14 protein-coding genes are annotated in these 16,790 nt (G+C 66.1%); 5 read left to right on the forward strand and 9 right to left on the reverse strand.

Annotation, left to right across the window (positions count from 1 at the left end):
• Positions 1–79: 79 nt before the first annotated feature.
• On the forward strand, positions 80–388 hold the full coding sequence (locus tag ACWDUN_RS07800; protein WP_449926906.1) for a hypothetical protein: 309 nt from the start codon (positions 80–82) through the stop codon (positions 386–388).
• Positions 389–392: 4 nt separating this feature from the next.
• Here ACWDUN_RS07800 and ACWDUN_RS07805 read toward each other — a convergent pair whose 3' ends face one another.
• The 4 genes from ACWDUN_RS07805 to ACWDUN_RS07820 all read right to left on the reverse strand — a co-directional run bounded on the left by ACWDUN_RS07805 (position 393) and on the right by ACWDUN_RS07820 (position 5,015).
• Positions 393–1,409: a YncE family protein gene (locus ACWDUN_RS07805; protein WP_449926909.1), complete on the reverse strand. Its 1,017-nt coding sequence runs from the start codon at positions 1,407–1,409 to the stop codon at positions 393–395.
• Positions 1,410–1,820: 411 nt separating this feature from the next.
• Positions 1,821–2,627: an amidase gene (locus ACWDUN_RS07810; protein ID WP_449926912.1), complete on the reverse strand. Its 807-nt coding sequence runs from the start codon at positions 2,625–2,627 to the stop codon at positions 1,821–1,823.
• A 139-nt stretch (positions 2,628–2,766) separates the two neighbouring features.
• Positions 2,767–3,456 (reverse strand): response regulator, encoded by a 690-nt coding sequence (locus tag ACWDUN_RS07815; RefSeq protein WP_449926915.1) that lies wholly within the window; start codon positions 3,454–3,456, stop codon positions 2,767–2,769.
• Positions 3,453–5,015, reverse strand: a complete 1,563-nt coding sequence (locus ACWDUN_RS07820) for a sensor histidine kinase (protein WP_449926918.1) — start codon at positions 5,013–5,015, stop codon at positions 3,453–3,455. The genes ACWDUN_RS07815 and ACWDUN_RS07820 overlap by 4 nt, the downstream gene beginning before the upstream one ends.
• Before the next feature lie 71 nt (positions 5,016–5,086).
• Here ACWDUN_RS07820 and ACWDUN_RS07825 point away from each other — a divergent pair, with 71 nt between their 5' ends.
• From ACWDUN_RS07825 to ACWDUN_RS07835, 3 genes are all read left to right on the forward strand, one after another.
• Complete coding sequence (locus ACWDUN_RS07825) at positions 5,087–6,466, forward strand: cation:dicarboxylate symporter family transporter (protein ID WP_449926920.1); 1,380 nt, start codon at positions 5,087–5,089, stop codon at positions 6,464–6,466.
• A gap of 99 nt (positions 6,467–6,565) precedes the next feature.
• Entirely contained in the window at positions 6,566–7,288 is a 723-nt protein-coding gene (locus ACWDUN_RS07830) for a DUF3060 domain-containing protein (protein ID WP_449926923.1), read from the forward strand.
• A gap of 224 nt (positions 7,289–7,512) precedes the next feature.
• On the forward strand, positions 7,513–8,454 hold the full coding sequence (locus ACWDUN_RS07835; protein WP_449926926.1) for a methionyl-tRNA formyltransferase: 942 nt from the start codon (positions 7,513–7,515) through the stop codon (positions 8,452–8,454).
• Between the two features lie 13 nt (positions 8,455–8,467).
• On the opposite strand, the gene ACWDUN_RS07840 is transcribed toward ACWDUN_RS07835, so the two are convergent.
• From ACWDUN_RS07840 to ACWDUN_RS07850, 3 genes are read right to left on the reverse strand one after another with little or no spacing between them, the layout of a single operon-like run.
• Entirely contained in the window at positions 8,468–9,313 is an 846-nt protein-coding gene (locus ACWDUN_RS07840) for a peptidoglycan recognition protein family protein (RefSeq protein WP_449926929.1), read from the reverse strand.
• A gap of 6 nt (positions 9,314–9,319) precedes the next feature.
• Entirely contained in the window at positions 9,320–10,093 is a 774-nt protein-coding gene (locus tag ACWDUN_RS07845; protein WP_449926932.1) for an amino acid ABC transporter ATP-binding protein, read from the reverse strand.
• The gene (locus ACWDUN_RS07850; protein ID WP_449926935.1) at positions 10,090–11,568 is read right to left on the reverse strand and encodes an amino acid ABC transporter substrate-binding protein/permease; all 1,479 of its coding nucleotides are present in this window, start codon (positions 11,566–11,568) and stop codon (positions 10,090–10,092) included. The genes ACWDUN_RS07845 and ACWDUN_RS07850 overlap by 4 nt, the downstream gene beginning before the upstream one ends.
• A gap of 280 nt (positions 11,569–11,848) precedes the next feature.
• Here ACWDUN_RS07850 and ACWDUN_RS07855 point away from each other — a divergent pair, with 280 nt between their 5' ends.
• Positions 11,849–14,524, forward strand: a complete 2,676-nt coding sequence (locus ACWDUN_RS07855) for an alpha/beta fold hydrolase (RefSeq protein ID WP_449926937.1) — start codon at positions 11,849–11,851, stop codon at positions 14,522–14,524.
• Between the two features lie 34 nt (positions 14,525–14,558).
• Here the strand turns inward: ACWDUN_RS07855 and ACWDUN_RS07860 are convergent, their stop codons facing one another.
• Positions 14,559–14,993: a hypothetical protein gene (locus tag ACWDUN_RS07860; RefSeq protein WP_449926940.1), complete on the reverse strand. Its 435-nt coding sequence runs from the start codon at positions 14,991–14,993 to the stop codon at positions 14,559–14,561.
• Positions 14,994–15,475: 482 nt separating this feature from the next.
• The gene (locus ACWDUN_RS07865) at positions 15,476–16,174 is read right to left on the reverse strand and encodes a hypothetical protein (protein WP_449926943.1); all 699 of its coding nucleotides are present in this window, start codon (positions 16,172–16,174) and stop codon (positions 15,476–15,478) included.
• Positions 16,175–16,790: the final 616 nt, after the last annotated feature.

Consider the following 16,790-nt stretch of genomic DNA (forward strand, 5'->3'; position numbering starts at 1 on the left):
GGCGCGGACCTAAACAGTGATGCAACGAACTCGGCGTCGACGACGATGTATCCAGCAGGTCGGGCGCGAGGAGTTCGCCATGCGCACGCTATGGACGATGACGATTGCGGCCGCGGCGGTGCTGCTTAGTCCGGTCGCCCCGGCCGTCGCCGACGAAACGGCCATCGAGACCATCGGCCGGCTCGAGGCGCAGGGATACATGGTCAATGTCGACCGGGTGGGCAGCGCGCCACTGGAGCGATGCGTGGTGACCAGTGTGCGCAACCCACAGCAGGTGACCCGGCTGGTCCGCGTCGAGGACGGCGGCTGGGGAAAACACGACTCCGACGATCTCGTCGAGATCGTGGTCAGTCAGTCCATCTCGGTATCGCTGGACTGCACCCGCTGACGGGTCAGACCTGTGCGAGTTCCCGGACGTCACCGAATGCCGCCGCGTCGAACGGCGAGTACATCGGTGTCGGGGCGGGCACCCGCAGCGCGGTGATCTGGCCGTCGATGTCGGCCACATACAGCCGGTCGCCGGCGGTGCTCAACGCCGCGGCGGTCGGGCGGGTTCCGACGGTGATCGTCTCGACGATCTCGCGGGTGAGCGTGCACAGCACGGACACCTGGTCGTAGTCGACGATGTAGGCGCGCGCGCCGTCGGCGGAGATCGCCATCTGGATGGGCAGCGTGCCTGCGGCGAAGGCTCCGGTCACCGCTAGCGTCGCCGGATCGATGACCGTCATGACACCGCGGCTGTCCAGTCCCGAGGACAGCACGTAGACGGTGCCGTCGGCGGCGACGGCCAGGTCGCGGATCGGCGCGCCGATGGCGATGGATCGGCGAACCTGGGTGGTCTCGGTGTCGACGACCATCACTCGGCTGCCGACCGGAGTGGTGACGCCGACGTAGAGGCGGCGCCCGGCCGGATCGACGGCCAGGCCGTCGATCGAGGTGGCGGCGCCGGTCGCGATGTCGATGGTGCCCACGCGGTCTGCGGTGGTGTCCACCACGGCGATGTCGGCGTGGTCGTGTCCGGCGCGGGCGACGTAGCCCCGCTTGCCGTCGGGACTGGCGGCCAGCGCGGTGACGCCGAAGGCCAGCGGGTAGCTGCCGATGACCGAGTTGGTGCGGATGTCGACCACCACGAGCGCGTCCGCCTCGGCCGCGCTGGTGGCGACGAAGGCACGGTCGTCGGTCAGGGTGACGGCGAAGGGTTCACCGTCGATAACCACCGTCGACGGACCGGCCACGGTGTGCGGGCGCACGACGGTCAGGCTGTCATCGCCGTAGTTCGCCACCACAATGGTGTCGGCGTTGGCCGCCACGGCACCGATGGGACCGCGATCGACCGCGACCGAGCCTGCGAAAGCGGTTTGCGAGTCGTTCAGCGCAGCGGCGTTTGCACGCACGAAAACACTTGCCATCTCTTCAACACCTCCGCCGGGTGGCGACACCGGCACTTGATTACGCCAAGGCGCTCGACGTGAGCGCGTACTGAGCCGAGTGTAGCGACGAAAAACCGTACCGAAACGCTGATCTTGGCGCGCTACGAGTTCGCCGCCCGGCAACCTCTCAGACATCCCTCAGAAAAAGATTGTTATGCAGTTGTGACCTTCTTCTGGCAAATTGCCCGACCATCATCGAACAGGCCTTGAAGCCACATGGCTAACGTCATTCAGGCGCCGAACCTCATCTGTCCCACAACATTTCCTCAGTGGTCAGGCGCAAAGTGAGCGGCAGATCACAGCGGGCTGATCAGCAAATTTCGGCCGCGTCGCCGACCGGCGCGCTGCACCCATCCACCGGCCATCGTTGCTGGGGAATCAGCCCGAGCATCACGGCAACAGGATGTAGGACATTCCCGGTTGCGCCTTGACGGTGCGCCCGGACCAGATGCTCGATCCACTACCGGCAGCGTCCATTTCGGTGATCCGCAGATACACACCGTCCGCACGATCGGAGGTCGTATCGACCCAGGCGACGTGACCGGCATCGGGCGCGCCCAGCACGCCGGGCGGAATGATCACCAGTGACCGGTCCTGTGGCTCGTCGACCACGGTCCACCCTGCCGAGCGAGCCGACCGGGCAAGATCGCGCGGTGCTCCGCGCAGCGCGGGATAGGCCTGCTCACCCGAGGCGAAGTACCACTTCTCCAGCGCTCCCCACACCGCGGTGCCCTTGTCCCCCGGATTGGCCGTCGCCGTCCTGCCCGTCGCACGCGACTCGGCCACTCGCATCGACTCGGTGGCGCACGGTGGTACGACGGGATCATCGGAGCCGGTGTCCAGCATGGCGTCGGTGACGTAACCGCCGTCGGCGAGCCGGTTCCACAGGTCGGTCGACACGTCGTAGGGACCACCCGAGAAGACGGTGCCGCGCGCATGGCAGGTGATCACGACGCGCGCCCCGTTGCGCAGCGCACCGATCTTCTGGCTGTCGGCCGACGGCGCAGAACGCACGTTGAGATCTCGGCTGCCGGTGTTGACGGTGACGGTCACAGAATTTGCCTCGGCGGCCGATTGCGGCTCCGCGCCGACCGCGGGCACACCGGCCAGGAACGCCGCCGAGACGGCAAGAACGACCAGCGGCGGATGCCGCCGATTCATCAGCCCCGTCGTCTGCACAGCAAGCCTTTCGGACACCGGTCGCAGAAATCATAAATGCCGACCCAGGCATTTGCTGGGAAGCTGTTGGCCGTTTGCCGCGCGTGTGTCGCCCGCGCAGGCGCCCGAGGTCGCTTCGTTGCGCAAATGGGCTGCATCGTCGCTGAACCCCGCAATCTCAGCGCCACTGATAACGCGTCTTGGGCCGCCCCGCCTTCCCGTAATCGGTGTTGCGGGTGACGGTGCCCTCGTCGGCCAGGCGCTCCAGATACCGCCACGCCGTCACCCGGGACACGCCGACCTGCTTGGCGACCGCATCGGCGGTGACCCCTTCGGCGGAATCACGCACGGCGCGGGCGATCTCGTCATTGGTCCCCGGTGCGACGCCCTTCGGCGCGACCGTGCGCCCCGCGCCGACCCGCAACTCGGCCAGTGCACGGTCCACCTCGTCCTGGCTCGCGGCGTCGGTGCCGGCGGGAAGTGCTTGGCGGTAACGCTGATACCGCTGCAACCGGTCCCGGAAGGCGGCGAAGGTGAACGGTTTGAGCAGATACGCCAATGCCCCGTGTCCGACCGCGGCGCGCACCATCTCCAGATCGCGCTCGGAGGTGATGGTGATGATGTCGGGCGCCGGTTGTAAACCCGATAACGCCGAGGCCAGGGCGATGCCGCTGGCATCGGGCAGTCCGATGTCGAGCAGGACCAGGTCGACGGGGCGCTCGGAGGCCGTCGCGTCGGTGGCCACCCGCATGGCATCGCGTGCGGTATGGACGACCGCCACCACCGAGAACCCGTCGATCCGGCCGAGATAGGTTCTGTGTGCCTCGGCGATCAGGGGTTCGTCCTCGACGATCAGGACCTTGATCATGTCCGCGCCACCGTCACCGTCACCACCGAACCGTAGGTCACGTCCGCGGTCAGCGTCCCGTGGTGTTTCTTCACCACTTGCGCCACCAGCGCCAGACCCAGCCCGTGCGCCGCGACATCGTCGTCCGACTTGGTGGAATAGCCACGCTGCATTGCCTTTTCGAAGGTCTCGCCGTCCATGCCCGGACCGCTGTCGGCCACCCGGATCAGCAGGCGATCATCGTCCTGGTGCACCGTCACCTCGACCCACGGGTCATCACGGTCGCAGGCATCCATCGCATTGTCGATCAGATTGCCCAACACGGTGACCATTTCCTGGCCGTTGAGCAACAACTCGTCGGTGTCGGCCGGCAGGCCGGTGTCCTCGGTGACGGTCAGTTCGACGCCGCGTTCGTCGGCCTGCGCGGTCTTGCCGAGCAGCAGTGCCACCAGCGCGGGCTCCCCCACCGCGGCCGAGAGCCTGTCGACGAGTCGTTGGGACAGTTCCAGTTCGGCCGTCGCGAAGGCCACCGCATCCTCGGCCCGGCCCATCTCGACCATCGTGACGATGGTGTGCAGCTTGTTGGCCGCCTCGTGCGCCTGCGCGCGCAGCGAGTCCGTGAGAACCTTCAGCGAGCTCAATTCGCCGAGGGCGCCTTGTAATTCGGTGCGGTCACGGATCGTCACCACCTCGGAGCCGTTGTCATCGGACTGCACGGACGAGCGGTTGACCACGAGCACCCGGTCGTCGGTCAGGTGGATCTCGTCACGGGCCCCGGGGTTGTAGGTGCGCAGAAACGCCGGGAGGTCGGTCTGGGCGACGCGCCCCTCTGGCAGTCCCAGCAGTCGGCGGGCCTCGTCGTTGACCAGTGCGACCCCCTCGCGGTCGATCACGATCAAACCCTCCGACACCGAATGCAGGATGGCGTCGTGGTGGTCGTACATGATGCGCAGTTCGTCGGGCCGCAGACCGCGGGTTTGGCGCAGCAGCCGGCGCCGGATCCCCCACACCCCGAACAACGAGACGGCAAGCGCGCCAAGCGCAACGGTCGCGATGATGGGCCATTGAGCGCGCCACCGATCGGCCAGGCTGGTCTGCAGGATTCCCGCGGCCACCAGTCCGATGACCCGTCCGTCGCCGTCGTGGACCGGCGCCACCGCACGGATCGACGGTCCCAGTGTCCCGGTGTAGACCTCGGTGAACGATTCACCGCGCAGCGCAGGCTCGATGGTGCCGATGTACTTGCCGCCGATCTGATCCGGGTCGGTGTGGGTGTACCGGGTTCGGTCGGGGGCCATGATGGTGATGAAGGCGATGTCGGTATGCCTGCGCACCAACTCGGTGACCGGTTGCAGGGCCGCGGTGGCGTCGCCGTCGACGATGGCCTGCGCGGTCGACGGCGAATCGGCCAGCGACGTCGCGATACCCAGCACCTGCTGTTCGGCGGCGGCATCGCCGTCGCGGCGCGCATCGAACACTGCCAGCGCGCTGCCGGCGGCCACGATCAGTGCGATGACCAGCAGTTGCAGGGCGATCGCCTGACCGGCCAGCGACCAGCGCGCAATACGGCCGGCCACCATCGGTGCACACCTCCCGTGAACGAAATGAACTAAAACGTGACCTGGCTCACCCCCTGGCCGACCATCCTTACATGACCAACCCACAAACTGCGGCGGCCGACGACGCCGCGCCGCCGAAGAAGCGCGACCGCACCCACTGGCTGTACATCGCCGTCATCATCGCCGTTGTTGCCGGCGTGGCCGTCGGCATCCTCGCCCCCGAGGTCGGCAAGAGCGTCGGCGTGCTGGGCGCCATGTTCGTCGACCTGATCAAGATGATGATCGCGCCGGTCATCTTCTGCACCATCGTGTTGGGCATCGGCTCGGTCCGCAAAGCCGCGACCGTCGGCAAGGTCGGCGGCCTGGCCTTCGTGTACTTCCTGGCGATGTCCACCTTCGCGTTGGCGATCGGCCTGGTGGTCGGCAATCTGCTGCATCCGGGCACCGGCCTGAACGTCACCGAGACCGCAGGCAAGGGCGCCGAGCTGGCCGACAAGGCCCATGAGGCCGGTGGTCTGATGGACTTTGTCCAGGGCATCATCCCCACCTCGCTGTTCTCCTCGCTGACCGAGGGCAGCGTGCTGCAGGCCCTGTTCATCGCCTTGCTCGTCGGCTTCGCGATCCAGGGGCTCGGCTCGGCCGGCGATCCGATCCTGCGCGGTGTCGAGCACCTGCAGCGGCTGGTCTTCAAGGTGCTCGTGATGATCCTGTGGCTGGCCCCGATCGGCGCCTTCGGCGCCATCGCCAATGTCGTCGGCCAGACCGGCTGGGCCGCCGTCGCCCAGCTGATGGCCCTGATGCTCGGCTTCTACCTGACCTGCGTGATCTTCGTGTTCGGCGTGCTCGGTGTGCTGCTGCGGGCGGTGGCCGGTGTATCGATCTTCAAGCTGGTGCGCTACCTGGCCCGCGAGTACCTGCTGATCGTGTCGACGTCCTCGTCGGAGTCGGCGCTGCCGCGACTGATCGCCAAGATGGAACACCTGGGCGTGGACCGCTCGACCGTCGGCGTCGTGGTGCCCACCGGTTACTCGTTCAACCTGGACGGCACCGCGATCTACCTGACGATGGCCTCGCTGTTCATCGCCGGCGCGTTGGGTGATCCGCTGAGCCTGACCGAGCAGATCGGCCTGCTGGTGTTCATGATCGTCGCCTCCAAGGGTGCCGCCGGCGTCACCGGCGCCGGACTGGCCACCCTGGCCGGCGGTCTGCAGGCGCACCGCCCCGATCTGCTCGACGGTGTCGGACTGATCGTCGGCATCGACCGGTTCATGTCCGAGGCGCGCGCGCTGACCAACTTCTCCGGAAACGCCGTCGCGACGCTGCTGGTCGGATCCTGGACCAAGACCATCGATCACGACAGGGTGGACGCCGTACTGGGCGGAGAGGCCCCGTTCGACGAGCTCACCATGCTCGATGATCATGGGCCGCGCATCGAAGAACAGACACAGCAGAAAGTTCCTGTGCCTGCATAGGGTGTGCGAAACTGCGGCGCCGGACCTTCCCCTGGGTCCGGCGCCGCAGCCTTTTTCAGCCGGCCACCCGATCACCTGCCGATATGCGACCATCGCGGTATGAACCCGCAGGACGATCCGGAGGCCCGGATCCGCGCGCTGGAACCGACCGAACTCGGTGCCGAGCAGCCGGCGCAATATCAGTACGGGACGGGCTATGACGCGCCGCCGCTGCCGCCGCCCACCCAGCAATGGAACTACCAGTCCCCCTATGGCGAATCTCCATACGGCCAATCCCCGTACGGCGCCGAGCCTTATCAGGGCGGGTACGCGACCCCGTATCCCTCGACATCCCCGGGTTCGGGCTTCCGTCCGTGGATGGCGATCGTGCCGATGGTCCTCGTGCTGTTCCTGTTCGCCGCCGGTGCCGTCGGCTTCTGGCTCTACAGCAGCAACTCGACGACGCCCGGAACCTCCGGCGGCGGTGGCGTCCTCACCGATGACACGGTGATCCCCGAGCTACCCGAGCTACCGCCCATCGTCGTCGATCCGGGCGGCCCGGACACCCCGGCGGAGGCCGGCGGCACGATCACCATCACGGGCATCGGCTCCCAGCGGACGGTGGCCTGCGATGACAACGTCCTGATCATCAGCGGGGCCAACAACACCGTCGAGGTGACCGGCCACTGCACGGCGATAACGGTGTCGGGATTCGAGAACGCGGTAACCGCGGAATCCACCGGCGAGATCACCGTGTCGGGATTCGAGAACCGGGTCACCTACCGGTCAGGATCGCCGGTCATCAGTCAGTCCGGCAGCGGTAACACCATCGAACAGGGCTGATCGCCGCAAGTTCAGCTACCGGACCCACCGCAGCCCGCCGGACTGTCATCCACTGACATTTGCGCCGACGAGAACTTGTCGCAAACTGTGAACAAGGCCGCTCGCCTTTCGCCGGCGCAAGTTAGCTAAGGCTAAACATATCTGCTAGCTTGTGCGTGTTATCGGTCACGCGGTTTTCTCATGTGACTCACAGGTGCTTCTAGGAAGTAAGGGTGTTCTCGGGGATGCGCATCGTTTCGTTCGGCTTCCAGACATGGGGAGTCAAGACCCTTCAGGCCCTGCTCGATCTCGGCCATGACGTGGCCCTGGCGGTCACCCATCCGGCCAGTGATGACTCTTACAAGGGCATCTTCTCGGACTCCGTCGAAGAATTGGCGCGCGAGCGCGGCATCCCCGTTCATCTGACCGAGCGCGTCGACCACAAGACCATCGACCTGGTCAGGAGCGCCGAACCGGATGTCATCGTGGTCAACAGCTGGTACACCTGGATGCCCCCTGCGCTGTACAACCTGCCGCCGCACGGCACGCTGAACCTGCATGATTCGTTGCTGCCCAAGGGAACCGGATTCTCCCCGGTCATCTGGTCACTGATCAGCGGTGAGGCGCAGATCGGTCTGACCGTGCACCGGATGGACGAGGATCTGGACACCGGCGACATCCTGGTTCAGCACTCACTGCCGATCGGCCCCAAGGACACCGGCACCGAACTGGTCGAACGCGGGATCGACCTCATCCCCGGAGCCCTCAAGGAGGCGCTGACCGCGTTGGAGTCCGGCAACCCGCAATGGCGTCCGCAGAACAAGGCGACGCGCACCTACTTCCACAAGCGCTCCGAGCGCGACAGCCTGATCGACTGGTCATGGCCCGCCGAAGATCTCGAGCGTCTGGTGCGTGCGCTGTCGGCGCCGTATCCGCGTGCGTTCACCTTCTACCGCGGTGAGCGGATCGAGGTGCTGGAGGCGCACGTCTCGGAGATCCACTACGGCGGCACGAACGGACGCGTCATCGTGCAGGAGGGCGGCGGCGCCGTCGTCTGCGGTCCGGCGGCCTACCGTGGCGGTAACCTCGGCCTGGTGATCACCCGGGTCCGCGCCGCCGACGGCGTCGAGCACGCCGGCAAGGATTTCTTCCGCCGCGGCGGATATCTGACCGCCACCGCCGACTGACCTCGGCGCCCGGTCACACCAGACGCAGTCGCAGCGCGGCCGCCGTTGCGGGTCCGACGACACCGTCGGATCTCAATCCGACCGTGCGACGCTGGAATTCGCGCACCGCGGCTTCGGTCTGTACACCGAAAATCCCATCGATCTCGAGGTCGCCGGCGTAGGCGGCGTAGGCGTACTTCAGTCTGCGCTGCAATTCGGCCACCTGCGGCCCGCTGCTGCCCCGGAACAACAGCACATCGGCGTACTCGCCCACCGGCACCGGCGGTCGGGGTGTCGGCCCGGCTTCCACGGTGCCGATCTGCTCGGCGATATCGCGGCGCAGCACCGTCATGTCGATGGCGCCGGGATCCCACTTGCCCTGCGATCGACCGGCGTACTCCCGGTGCCCGATGGTGCGCGCGGCCGTCTGGCCGAGCCGCCGGTTGATCGCCGCGCAGCACCGCACCAGCGCCAGATACTGTGCGTCCGGCCAGTTCTGGCGATGCGGCGCCGACGGGCTGGTACCGCTGTTGGCGCATTCGATACCGATCAGGTGCCAGTTGCCCATGTTGACCGGGACCCACGGGTACATCCCGGTGCCGGCATGCCAGGCCACACCTGCGGCGACCACCGTGACCGTACCGTCGCGTGCGATGTGCAACTGGGACAGCGGGCCCGCCAGGTCGGGCCTGCCGTAGGCGATGGAGGCGGCATTGGCCGAGTCCGACCCGGTGTGGTGAACCATCACGCCGCGGATGTCCTTGAAATCACCGTGGCCGCGCGAACGCCAGCCCGGGAACTCGACCGGATGCACGCCTTCGTCACGCAGCACGGCGGGCAGCCAGACCGGATCACCGGTCCAGGGTTTGTTCGCAGGCACCGCCCCTCAGAGTACCTTCGACAGAAACTCCTGCAGCCGGGGATGTTTCGGATTGTCGAAGAGTTCGGCGGGCGGACCCTCCTCGACGATGTGGCCGTCGGCCATGAAGATCACCCGGGACGCGACCTCGCGGGCGAAGCCCATCTCATGGGTCACCACCACCATGGTCATGCCCCCTTCGGCGAGCTCTCGCAGCACCGCCAGCACATCGCCGACCATCTCGGGATCGAGGGCACTGGTCGCCTCGTCGAACAGCATGATCGACGGGTTCATGGCCAGCGCCCGCGCGATGGCCACGCGCTGCTTCTGCCCGCCCGACAGGGTCGCCGGTTTCACGTCGGCCTTCTCGGCCAATCCCACCTGAGCGAGCAGTTCACGCGCCTTCTTCTCGGCGGCGGACTTGTCCATCTTCTTGGTGAGCAGCGGTGCGAGGGTGACATTGTCGAGCACCGTCATGTGCGGGAACAGGTTGAAGTGCTGGAACACCATCCCGATGTGCTGGCGCACCTTGTCCAGGTCGATCTTCGGGTCGGTCAGATCGAAGCCGTCGACGACCACCTTGCCGCCGGTGATGTCCTCCAGCTTGTTCAGACAACGCAGAAACGTCGACTTGCCCGAGCCGGACGGGCCGATGACGCAGACGACCTCGCCGTGGCTGATCGTGGTGTCGATACCGTCGAGCACCACCAGATCACCGAAGCACTTCTTGAGCCCTTCGATACGGATCTTCACGGTGCCCGCGGGTTCGGTGGCCGCGGCATCGGTTATCAGTTCACTCATTTCACGAGCCGCCTCTCGAGCCGGTCGGACAGTTTGGTCAGCGCCATGATGACGATGAAGTAGATGATGCCGACGATCAGCCACATCTCGAAGGCCTTGTAGTTGCCGGCGATGATGATGCGTCCACTCTGGGTCAGTTCGGCGATGCCGAGGACCGAGAGGATCGAGGTGTCCTTCAGCGTGATCACGAACTGGTTGATGTAGGACGGGATCATGGTCCGGATCGCCTGGGGCAGAATCACCTTGCGCATGGTCGGCAGGTAGCCGATACCGAGGCTGCGGGCAGCCTCCATCTGGCCCTTGTCCACAGAGAGGATGCCGCCCCGCACGATCTCGGTCATATAGGCACCGGCGTTGAGCGACAGCGTGATGATGCCCGCGGTGACGGCCGACATCTGGAAGCCCAGCGCCGTCGGGATGCCGAAGTAGATGAAGAACGCCTGCACGATCAGTGGCGTGCCGCGGAAGATGTCGACGAAGGTGGTGCCGATGGCGCGCAACCAGATCGATCGCGACACCCTGGCCAACCCGAAGATGACACCGAGGATGAGCGCGAAGAAGATCGACGACACGGTCAGGATGATGGTCATCTTCAGGCCGGCCAACAGCATGGGCGTCGTGCTCTTGATCAGACCGAAGAACGAGTTGTCGCTCGTGGCCGCGCCCTCGCCGAGATAGGTCGCCAGGATCTCGTCGTATCGGCCCGAGGACTTCAGACTTTCCAGCCCAGCGTTGAACTTCTGCAGCAGTTCGGCGTTCTGGCCCTTGTTGACCGCGAAGCCGTAGCCGGTCGGATCCTCCTTCGGGGTGACCGTCTTGAAGCCGTTGCCCTGTTGGATGGCGTAGAGCAGCACCGGGTAGTCCTCGAAGGCGGCCACCGAGTTGCCGGTCCGCACCTCGTCGAACATGGTCGAGGAGTCGGCGAAGGACACCACCTCGAAGCCGTACTGGTCCTTGATCGAGTTCGCGAAATCCGCACCCTGCGTGCCGTTCTTGACCGAGACGCGCTTACCGCGCAGATCCTCGTAGGACTTGATGTCCTCATTGTCCTCGAGCACCGCCATCTGGATACCGGACTCGAAATAGGGTTCGGAGAAGTCGAAGACCTTCCGGCGTTCGTCGGTGATCGACATGCCGGCGATGACGCCGTCGACCTGGTTGGCCTGCACCGCTTGCAGCGCGGCGTCGAAGCCCAGTGGCTTGATGTCGACGTTGAACCCCTGATCCTCGCCGATCGCCCGGATCAGGTCCATGTCGATGCCGACGAATTCCCCACTGGCATCCTGGAATTCGAACGGTGCGAAGGTGGTGTCCGTCGCGATGGTGTAGGTCTCGCCCTCGGCGGCGGCGCTCGCGGGCATCAGCACCACGGCCCCGAACAGGGCCACGAGCAGACCTGCGATCAGCCCCCTGAGCCGACCGGCCCGACCGGCGCGTGGTTCGGGCCTACCGCCCGGGGCACTTTCGGCTCGCATGGTGTTCTCCCGTCCAAGTGTGACGCGCACAACGCTAGCGCCGCAGGGCGGCTTTGCGCGGGAGGTCCAGACAATCACGGACACCTCGGGCACCGGCACACCGGTCCGGCGTGGCCATCGGAAGTGCGTCCGTGATAGGTGGTCGATGCAGGCAAGGCATGCCTCACCTAACAGAGGTGAGTACGGCTAAACTTTGCACGGTTCGGGCTATCGCATCGACATGACAGGCGTCCCGAAACCATGGCCGAGCAACGAAACCAGCACACCAGAAGTAGGAGCGATGACGCAGTTCAGCCGGGCCGTCGGGCGTATCAGCAACGCAAGGCTCGACGCAGGCGACACTCGTCGACAACGCCGCCTCCGGCGCGCGCGGACGATCGGCACGGCACTGGGGGTGGGCGCCGCACTCGCAGTAGGCGCCCGGCGGGTGACGCGGCGGCGCTCCCCCGTCGAGGCCGGCACCGACACCCCCACACCGCCGACCGGTCCCGTCCGGCAGGCCCCCGCACTCGGCGACCGTGCCCTCGAACACCCCTCGGTGCCGGCCCACTTCGCCGCCACCGCGCGGCAGCGCGGTGATCAGATCGCGATGCGTACGGCCACCGACGCGGTGACCTATCGCCAATTGCTGCAGGCCGCAGCGGCTTCGGTCCCCACCGAGCCGGCCGGACCGCACACTCCGGCCGCCCTGGTCTCGGCACCGCTGACCCCGGCCACCGTGGCCACGGTGCTCGGCTTGTTCGCCGCGAAGACACCGGTGGTGGCGCTGGACCCCGCGATGCCGGAGAACCGCGTCCAGAAGATCACCGCAATCCTGGCCGAACACGGGTACGGGCCGGTGCCGGTGGAGGTGCCGACGCAACTGACCGAGGGAATGCCACCGCCGGACTTCGGCGCCGGTGTGACGCACGACGATGTGACAAGCATCCAGTTCACCTCGGGCTCCACCGGCACGCCCAAGGCCGTCCTACATCCGAACGGTCTGTGGCAGTGCGACGCACAACTTCTCAACGACCGCTTCGGCCTCGGTGACGGCCGCAGGGTTGCACTGTGTATGCCGATCAGTTTCGCGGCAGGGCTGAACGTGTTGATCGCCGCACTGCTCGGCGGGGCCGAGATCGTCGCCGTCGATCCGCAGGCGACATCGGCCGCTGACGCCTTCGACCGGATCCTCGAATCGCGGGCACAGGCCATCGCCTGCACGCCGGCGTTCGTCGATGCCCTGCACCGGGCCGCCAAGGGGCGGACCCTGCCCAGCGTGGAACGCATCGTCACCACCGGCGAGCCTGCACATGCGCGCCACGTCCGGTCGGCACGCGAACTTGCCCCCGATGCCGTCTTCACCAACTGGGCCGGTTCGACCGAGACATTGGCGATCGCCAGCTACGACATCCCGCCCGGCGCTGCACTGCCCCAGGGTGTCATCCCGGTCGGAGTTCCCGCGCCGCACAAGCGAATCGACATCGCCGCCGACGGTGCGGTGTCGATCACATCCCGGCACCTGGCCCTGGGGTACCTGGATCAGGTCGCATCGTCGGCCACCTTCAGATTTCACGGCGACGGATCGCGCACCTACTCCGGTGGCGATATCGGCCGTCTCGACGAGCACGGCAACCTCGTGCTGTCCGGGCGTGCGGGTTCCACGCTGAAGATCCGCGGCTACCTCGTCGAACCTGCCGAGATCGAGTCGACGCTGCTGAGCTATCCGGACGTGGTCGAGGCGGCGGTACTGGCCGACACCACCGATACGCCCACCTTGGCCGCGTATGTGGCGGCCGACCCTGACGCCCGTACACCGGCGGTGGCCGAGCTGCGGACCCGGCTGCACCGCGACCTGCCGCCCTATATGGTGCCCGCCCATATCGTGATGCTGAGCGCGCTGCCGCGCGGCGACCGCGGCAAGGTCGACCGCACGGCGCTGCCGCCGGTGGGTCGACCATCCTTCGATCCGCCACGCGGAGAACACGAATCATCCATCGCGACACTGTGGGCCGAGGCACTGCACGTCGAAAGGGTCGGGCGCACCGATGGGTTCTACGCCCTCGGCGGGGACTCGCTGACCGTGACCGCGATGCTGTCCCGGGTGCACGAAGTGCACCGCGTCAAGCTGAACCCCTCCGATCTGGCCGGCGCACCGACGGTCGCCGAGTTCGCCCGCAAACTTGCCGGCTCGACCGGCGCAGCGGAACTGCCGCCGACCACAGTGGCATTGCGTCCGATGTCCGCGAACACCACCGGCGCACCGCTGTTCTGCTTCTCCGGGGCCGGCGCCTCGTCGCTGTGCTTCGTGCCGTTGACCGAAAACGTCGGCGACCAGACGGCGGTGTACGCGCTGGAGCCCAAGGGCCTGGAGAAGGGTGCCATCCCGGATCTGTCCGTCCGCGCCTCGGCGCGCCGCCACGTGCGCAATTTGCGTCGCATCCAACCGCACGGGCCCTACATACTGATCGGGCACTCGCTGGGCTCCCATATCGCGCTGGAGGCCGCACGCATTCTCGAAAGCCAGGGCGAGACAATCGAACTGCTCGTCATGCTCGACCCGTGGTTGTCACCGCTGGCCGCCAAGAAAGCCCGCCGCGATCTTCCTGACGTCACGGTCACGCTGGAGTCGAACATGCAGACCGACGCCAAATCCTGGTGGCAACATCAGAAGGAGTTCAAGCTCGCCGGCCTGTTCCTCGACGACCTGCAGCGCAAGACGGTGGCGATCGAGGAATGGGGCATGATGATCGGCTTGCGCTACGCCCCGGAGCCCTGGGCAGGCCGAGCGCTGTTGGTACTCAGCCATCTCAACAAGGACGACCCGCGGTTGTGGCCACGCATTCTCACCGGCGATCTGACGGTCCGGCACTTGGAGTGCACGCATATGTCGATCGTCCGCGAACCGCACATCAGCGCCGTAACGTCCTTCATCGCCGAGGTTCGCGGCGGGCAAGAAACGATCCGGCCGGAGTAGCAGCCTGCGCTGCCACCCCGGCCGGATCCTCGATTCAGCGGTCGAACAGGTTGCCGATGTTGCGGGCCAGGTCGTTGCCGGCCCGATTGGCGTTCTGCACGAGGTTGTTGGTGAACGTGCCGCCGTTGACCAGCAGGTTGGTTCCGACCCGCCCCAAGTTGCGCTGCAGGTTGCTGCCCACCTGACCGGTGTTCTGCTGGAAGTCGCTGCCCACCTGACCGGCATTGCGCTGCAGGTTGCTGCCGAATCGGCCGAGATTGCGCACCAGGTTGTCGCCGAACTCGCCGATATCCTCCGGCGTCAGACCGGCGGCACGCTGCTGCGCGGCGACATGCGCGTCCGCCGCCGACGGCTCTGCCGATGCCGCGCCGGCACCGGCCACAGCCATGCCGAGGCACATCGCCCCCGCGGCTCCGGTCAGCACCATGCCCCTGATCAGCTTGGGCTTCCCCCACCCGTTGCGATCCATGATTCGTCTCCCTCCAGCAAAGACCAAACGAACCGCCTGAAGCTAACACGGTTTGTGTGGTGCAGATCATATTTGACGCCAGTGATGTGCCCGATCCGCGGACATCTCAAACCATGATCTGCTTTGCTGGTCAGGGCGGAAGTCACCAGCTACGCCGAACGCCCACGAAACGCACCCTGCGCTTCTGACCAGCGATAACGCCGATCATGAAGAACAGCAAGTTTTTACGGCAGCGATAATAGATGAGTTATCAGGGTATTTGGCTTCGAAATCAGCCGACAGCACCGGCAGCGATGCGGCGGCGGCGGGGCCCGCAAAGCCCGGGTCCCCCTGGTCGCTCGCCGCACAGCAAACACTGGGAGCTAAAGCTGGGCGCCGCGGACCGGCATGACGCCGACACTCCGGCGCCGTGACAGACGGATGGCCGTGCCGAGTGAATCGGCACGGCCATCGCATCAGCTCGGAGGTGAGCTCAGCGGGGGTCAGCGGAAGAGGTCACCGATGTTGTCGACCAGATTGCTTCCCGCCTCACCGGCATTGCCGACCAGATTGCTTCCCGCCTCACCGGCATTGCCGACGAGGTTGCTTCCGGCATCACCGGTGTTCTCGACGAGGTTGCTTCCGGCATCACCCAGGTTCTCGCCCAGGTTGCTGCCCGCATCACCGGCATTGTCGACCAGATTGCTTCCGGCATCACCGGCGTTGTCAACGAGGTTGCTTCCGGCATCACCCAGGTTCTCGCCCAAGTTGCTTCCGGCATCACCCAGGTTCTCGCCCAAGTTGCTGCCCGCATCACCGGCATTGTCGACCAGATTGCCGCCGGTTTCACCGACGTTGTCCACCAGGTTGTCGGCTGCGGTACCGGTGTTGATCAGCGTGTTGGTGCCGGCCGTGCCGAGTTGCTGCTGAAGGTTGGTTCCGACCTGGCCGGCATTCTGGGACAGATTGCTGCCGAAGTTGCCGAGGTTGCGCACCAGGTTGCGGCCGAAGTCCCGGGGATCGTTCGTGCTGCCCGAGGCGCTGCTGGCGCTCTGCCGCGCAGTGGTGCTGCCGTTGTCGTCGGTGTCGGCGGCAGCGGTCCCGGCGCCAGCCACAGCAATACCCACGGACACCGCCGCGGCCGCACCTGCCAGTGCCACGCCCTTGAACGGAGTCGGTACGCCTTGGCCCTTGCGATCCATGATCTTCTCCCTATAGCAAATCGGTTTCGAGTCATCTTCACGCTTGTCGCGCATCCGTCGCATACCCCTGACGATTTTCGACCAAACCGATCGGCAACGAAAAATTCATTTGCTCCGCTATCAAGGAAAGCATGAGCAATGCCGCTCAGCCACATCACGAACCACTCCGGCGTGCGGCGCCGCGGCTTCAGAACTTCGTCAGCAACACGTTGTCCTGCTGACGAATTGGATTCGACCAGTGGTTTTGAAGATCAGTCGGCAATCACAGCGTCATCGCATGCGGGGCGGGCCATCCGTCCCACACGGCGGCCTGTCGAATTAGCTGCCGATTATGGCAAAGCGCTTCCTAGAGCCTCATCGGAACCAGTCCAGATAGATCCGCACCGTACCCTGATCATCCCGCAGCAAACAGGCGGATCGCGCAGCATTTCGCACCTGGGACTCGGCACGAACACGACGGCGGGCAGCGGGGATGATCCCCACTGCCCGCCGTTGCGGTGTGCTCAGCGACCGAACAAGCCGCCGATCGCTTCGAGGGTGTCGGTGCCGACCTGACCCAGCTGTTGCTGCGCATCGCTGCCCACGGTGCCACCGTTCACCAGCACGTCCGTGCCCA

This window comes from Mycobacterium sp. NPDC003323, assembly GCF_053589535.1.

Excerpts from the sequence above, each read along its gene's own strand:
- ACWDUN_RS07800 (WP_449926906.1), top strand. The coding sequence starts at position 80 with ATGCGCACGCTATGGACGATGACGATTGCGGCCGCGGCGGTGCTGCTT.
- ACWDUN_RS07805 (WP_449926909.1), bottom strand. The coding sequence starts at position 1,409 with ATGGCAAGTGTTTTCGTGCGTGCAAACGCCGCTGCGCTGAACGACTCG.
- ACWDUN_RS07815 (WP_449926915.1), bottom strand. The coding sequence starts at position 3,456 with ATGATCAAGGTCCTGATCGTCGAGGACGAACCCCTGATCGCCGAGGCA.
- ACWDUN_RS07820 (WP_449926918.1), bottom strand. The coding sequence starts at position 5,015 with ATGGTGGCCGGCCGTATTGCGCGCTGGTCGCTGGCCGGTCAGGCGATC.
- ACWDUN_RS07825 (WP_449926920.1), top strand. The coding sequence starts at position 5,087 with ATGACCAACCCACAAACTGCGGCGGCCGACGACGCCGCGCCGCCGAAG.
- ACWDUN_RS07830 (WP_449926923.1), top strand. The coding sequence starts at position 6,566 with ATGAACCCGCAGGACGATCCGGAGGCCCGGATCCGCGCGCTGGAACCG.
- ACWDUN_RS07835 (WP_449926926.1), top strand. The coding sequence starts at position 7,513 with ATGCGCATCGTTTCGTTCGGCTTCCAGACATGGGGAGTCAAGACCCTT.
- ACWDUN_RS07845 (WP_449926932.1), bottom strand. The coding sequence starts at position 10,093 with ATGAGTGAACTGATAACCGATGCCGCGGCCACCGAACCCGCGGGCACC.
- ACWDUN_RS07850 (WP_449926935.1), bottom strand. The coding sequence starts at position 11,568 with ATGCGAGCCGAAAGTGCCCCGGGCGGTAGGCCCGAACCACGCGCCGGT.
- ACWDUN_RS07855 (WP_449926937.1), top strand. The coding sequence starts at position 11,849 with ATGACGCAGTTCAGCCGGGCCGTCGGGCGTATCAGCAACGCAAGGCTC.
- ACWDUN_RS07860 (WP_449926940.1), bottom strand. The coding sequence starts at position 14,993 with ATGGATCGCAACGGGTGGGGGAAGCCCAAGCTGATCAGGGGCATGGTG.
- ACWDUN_RS07865 (WP_449926943.1), bottom strand. The coding sequence starts at position 16,174 with ATGGATCGCAAGGGCCAAGGCGTACCGACTCCGTTCAAGGGCGTGGCA.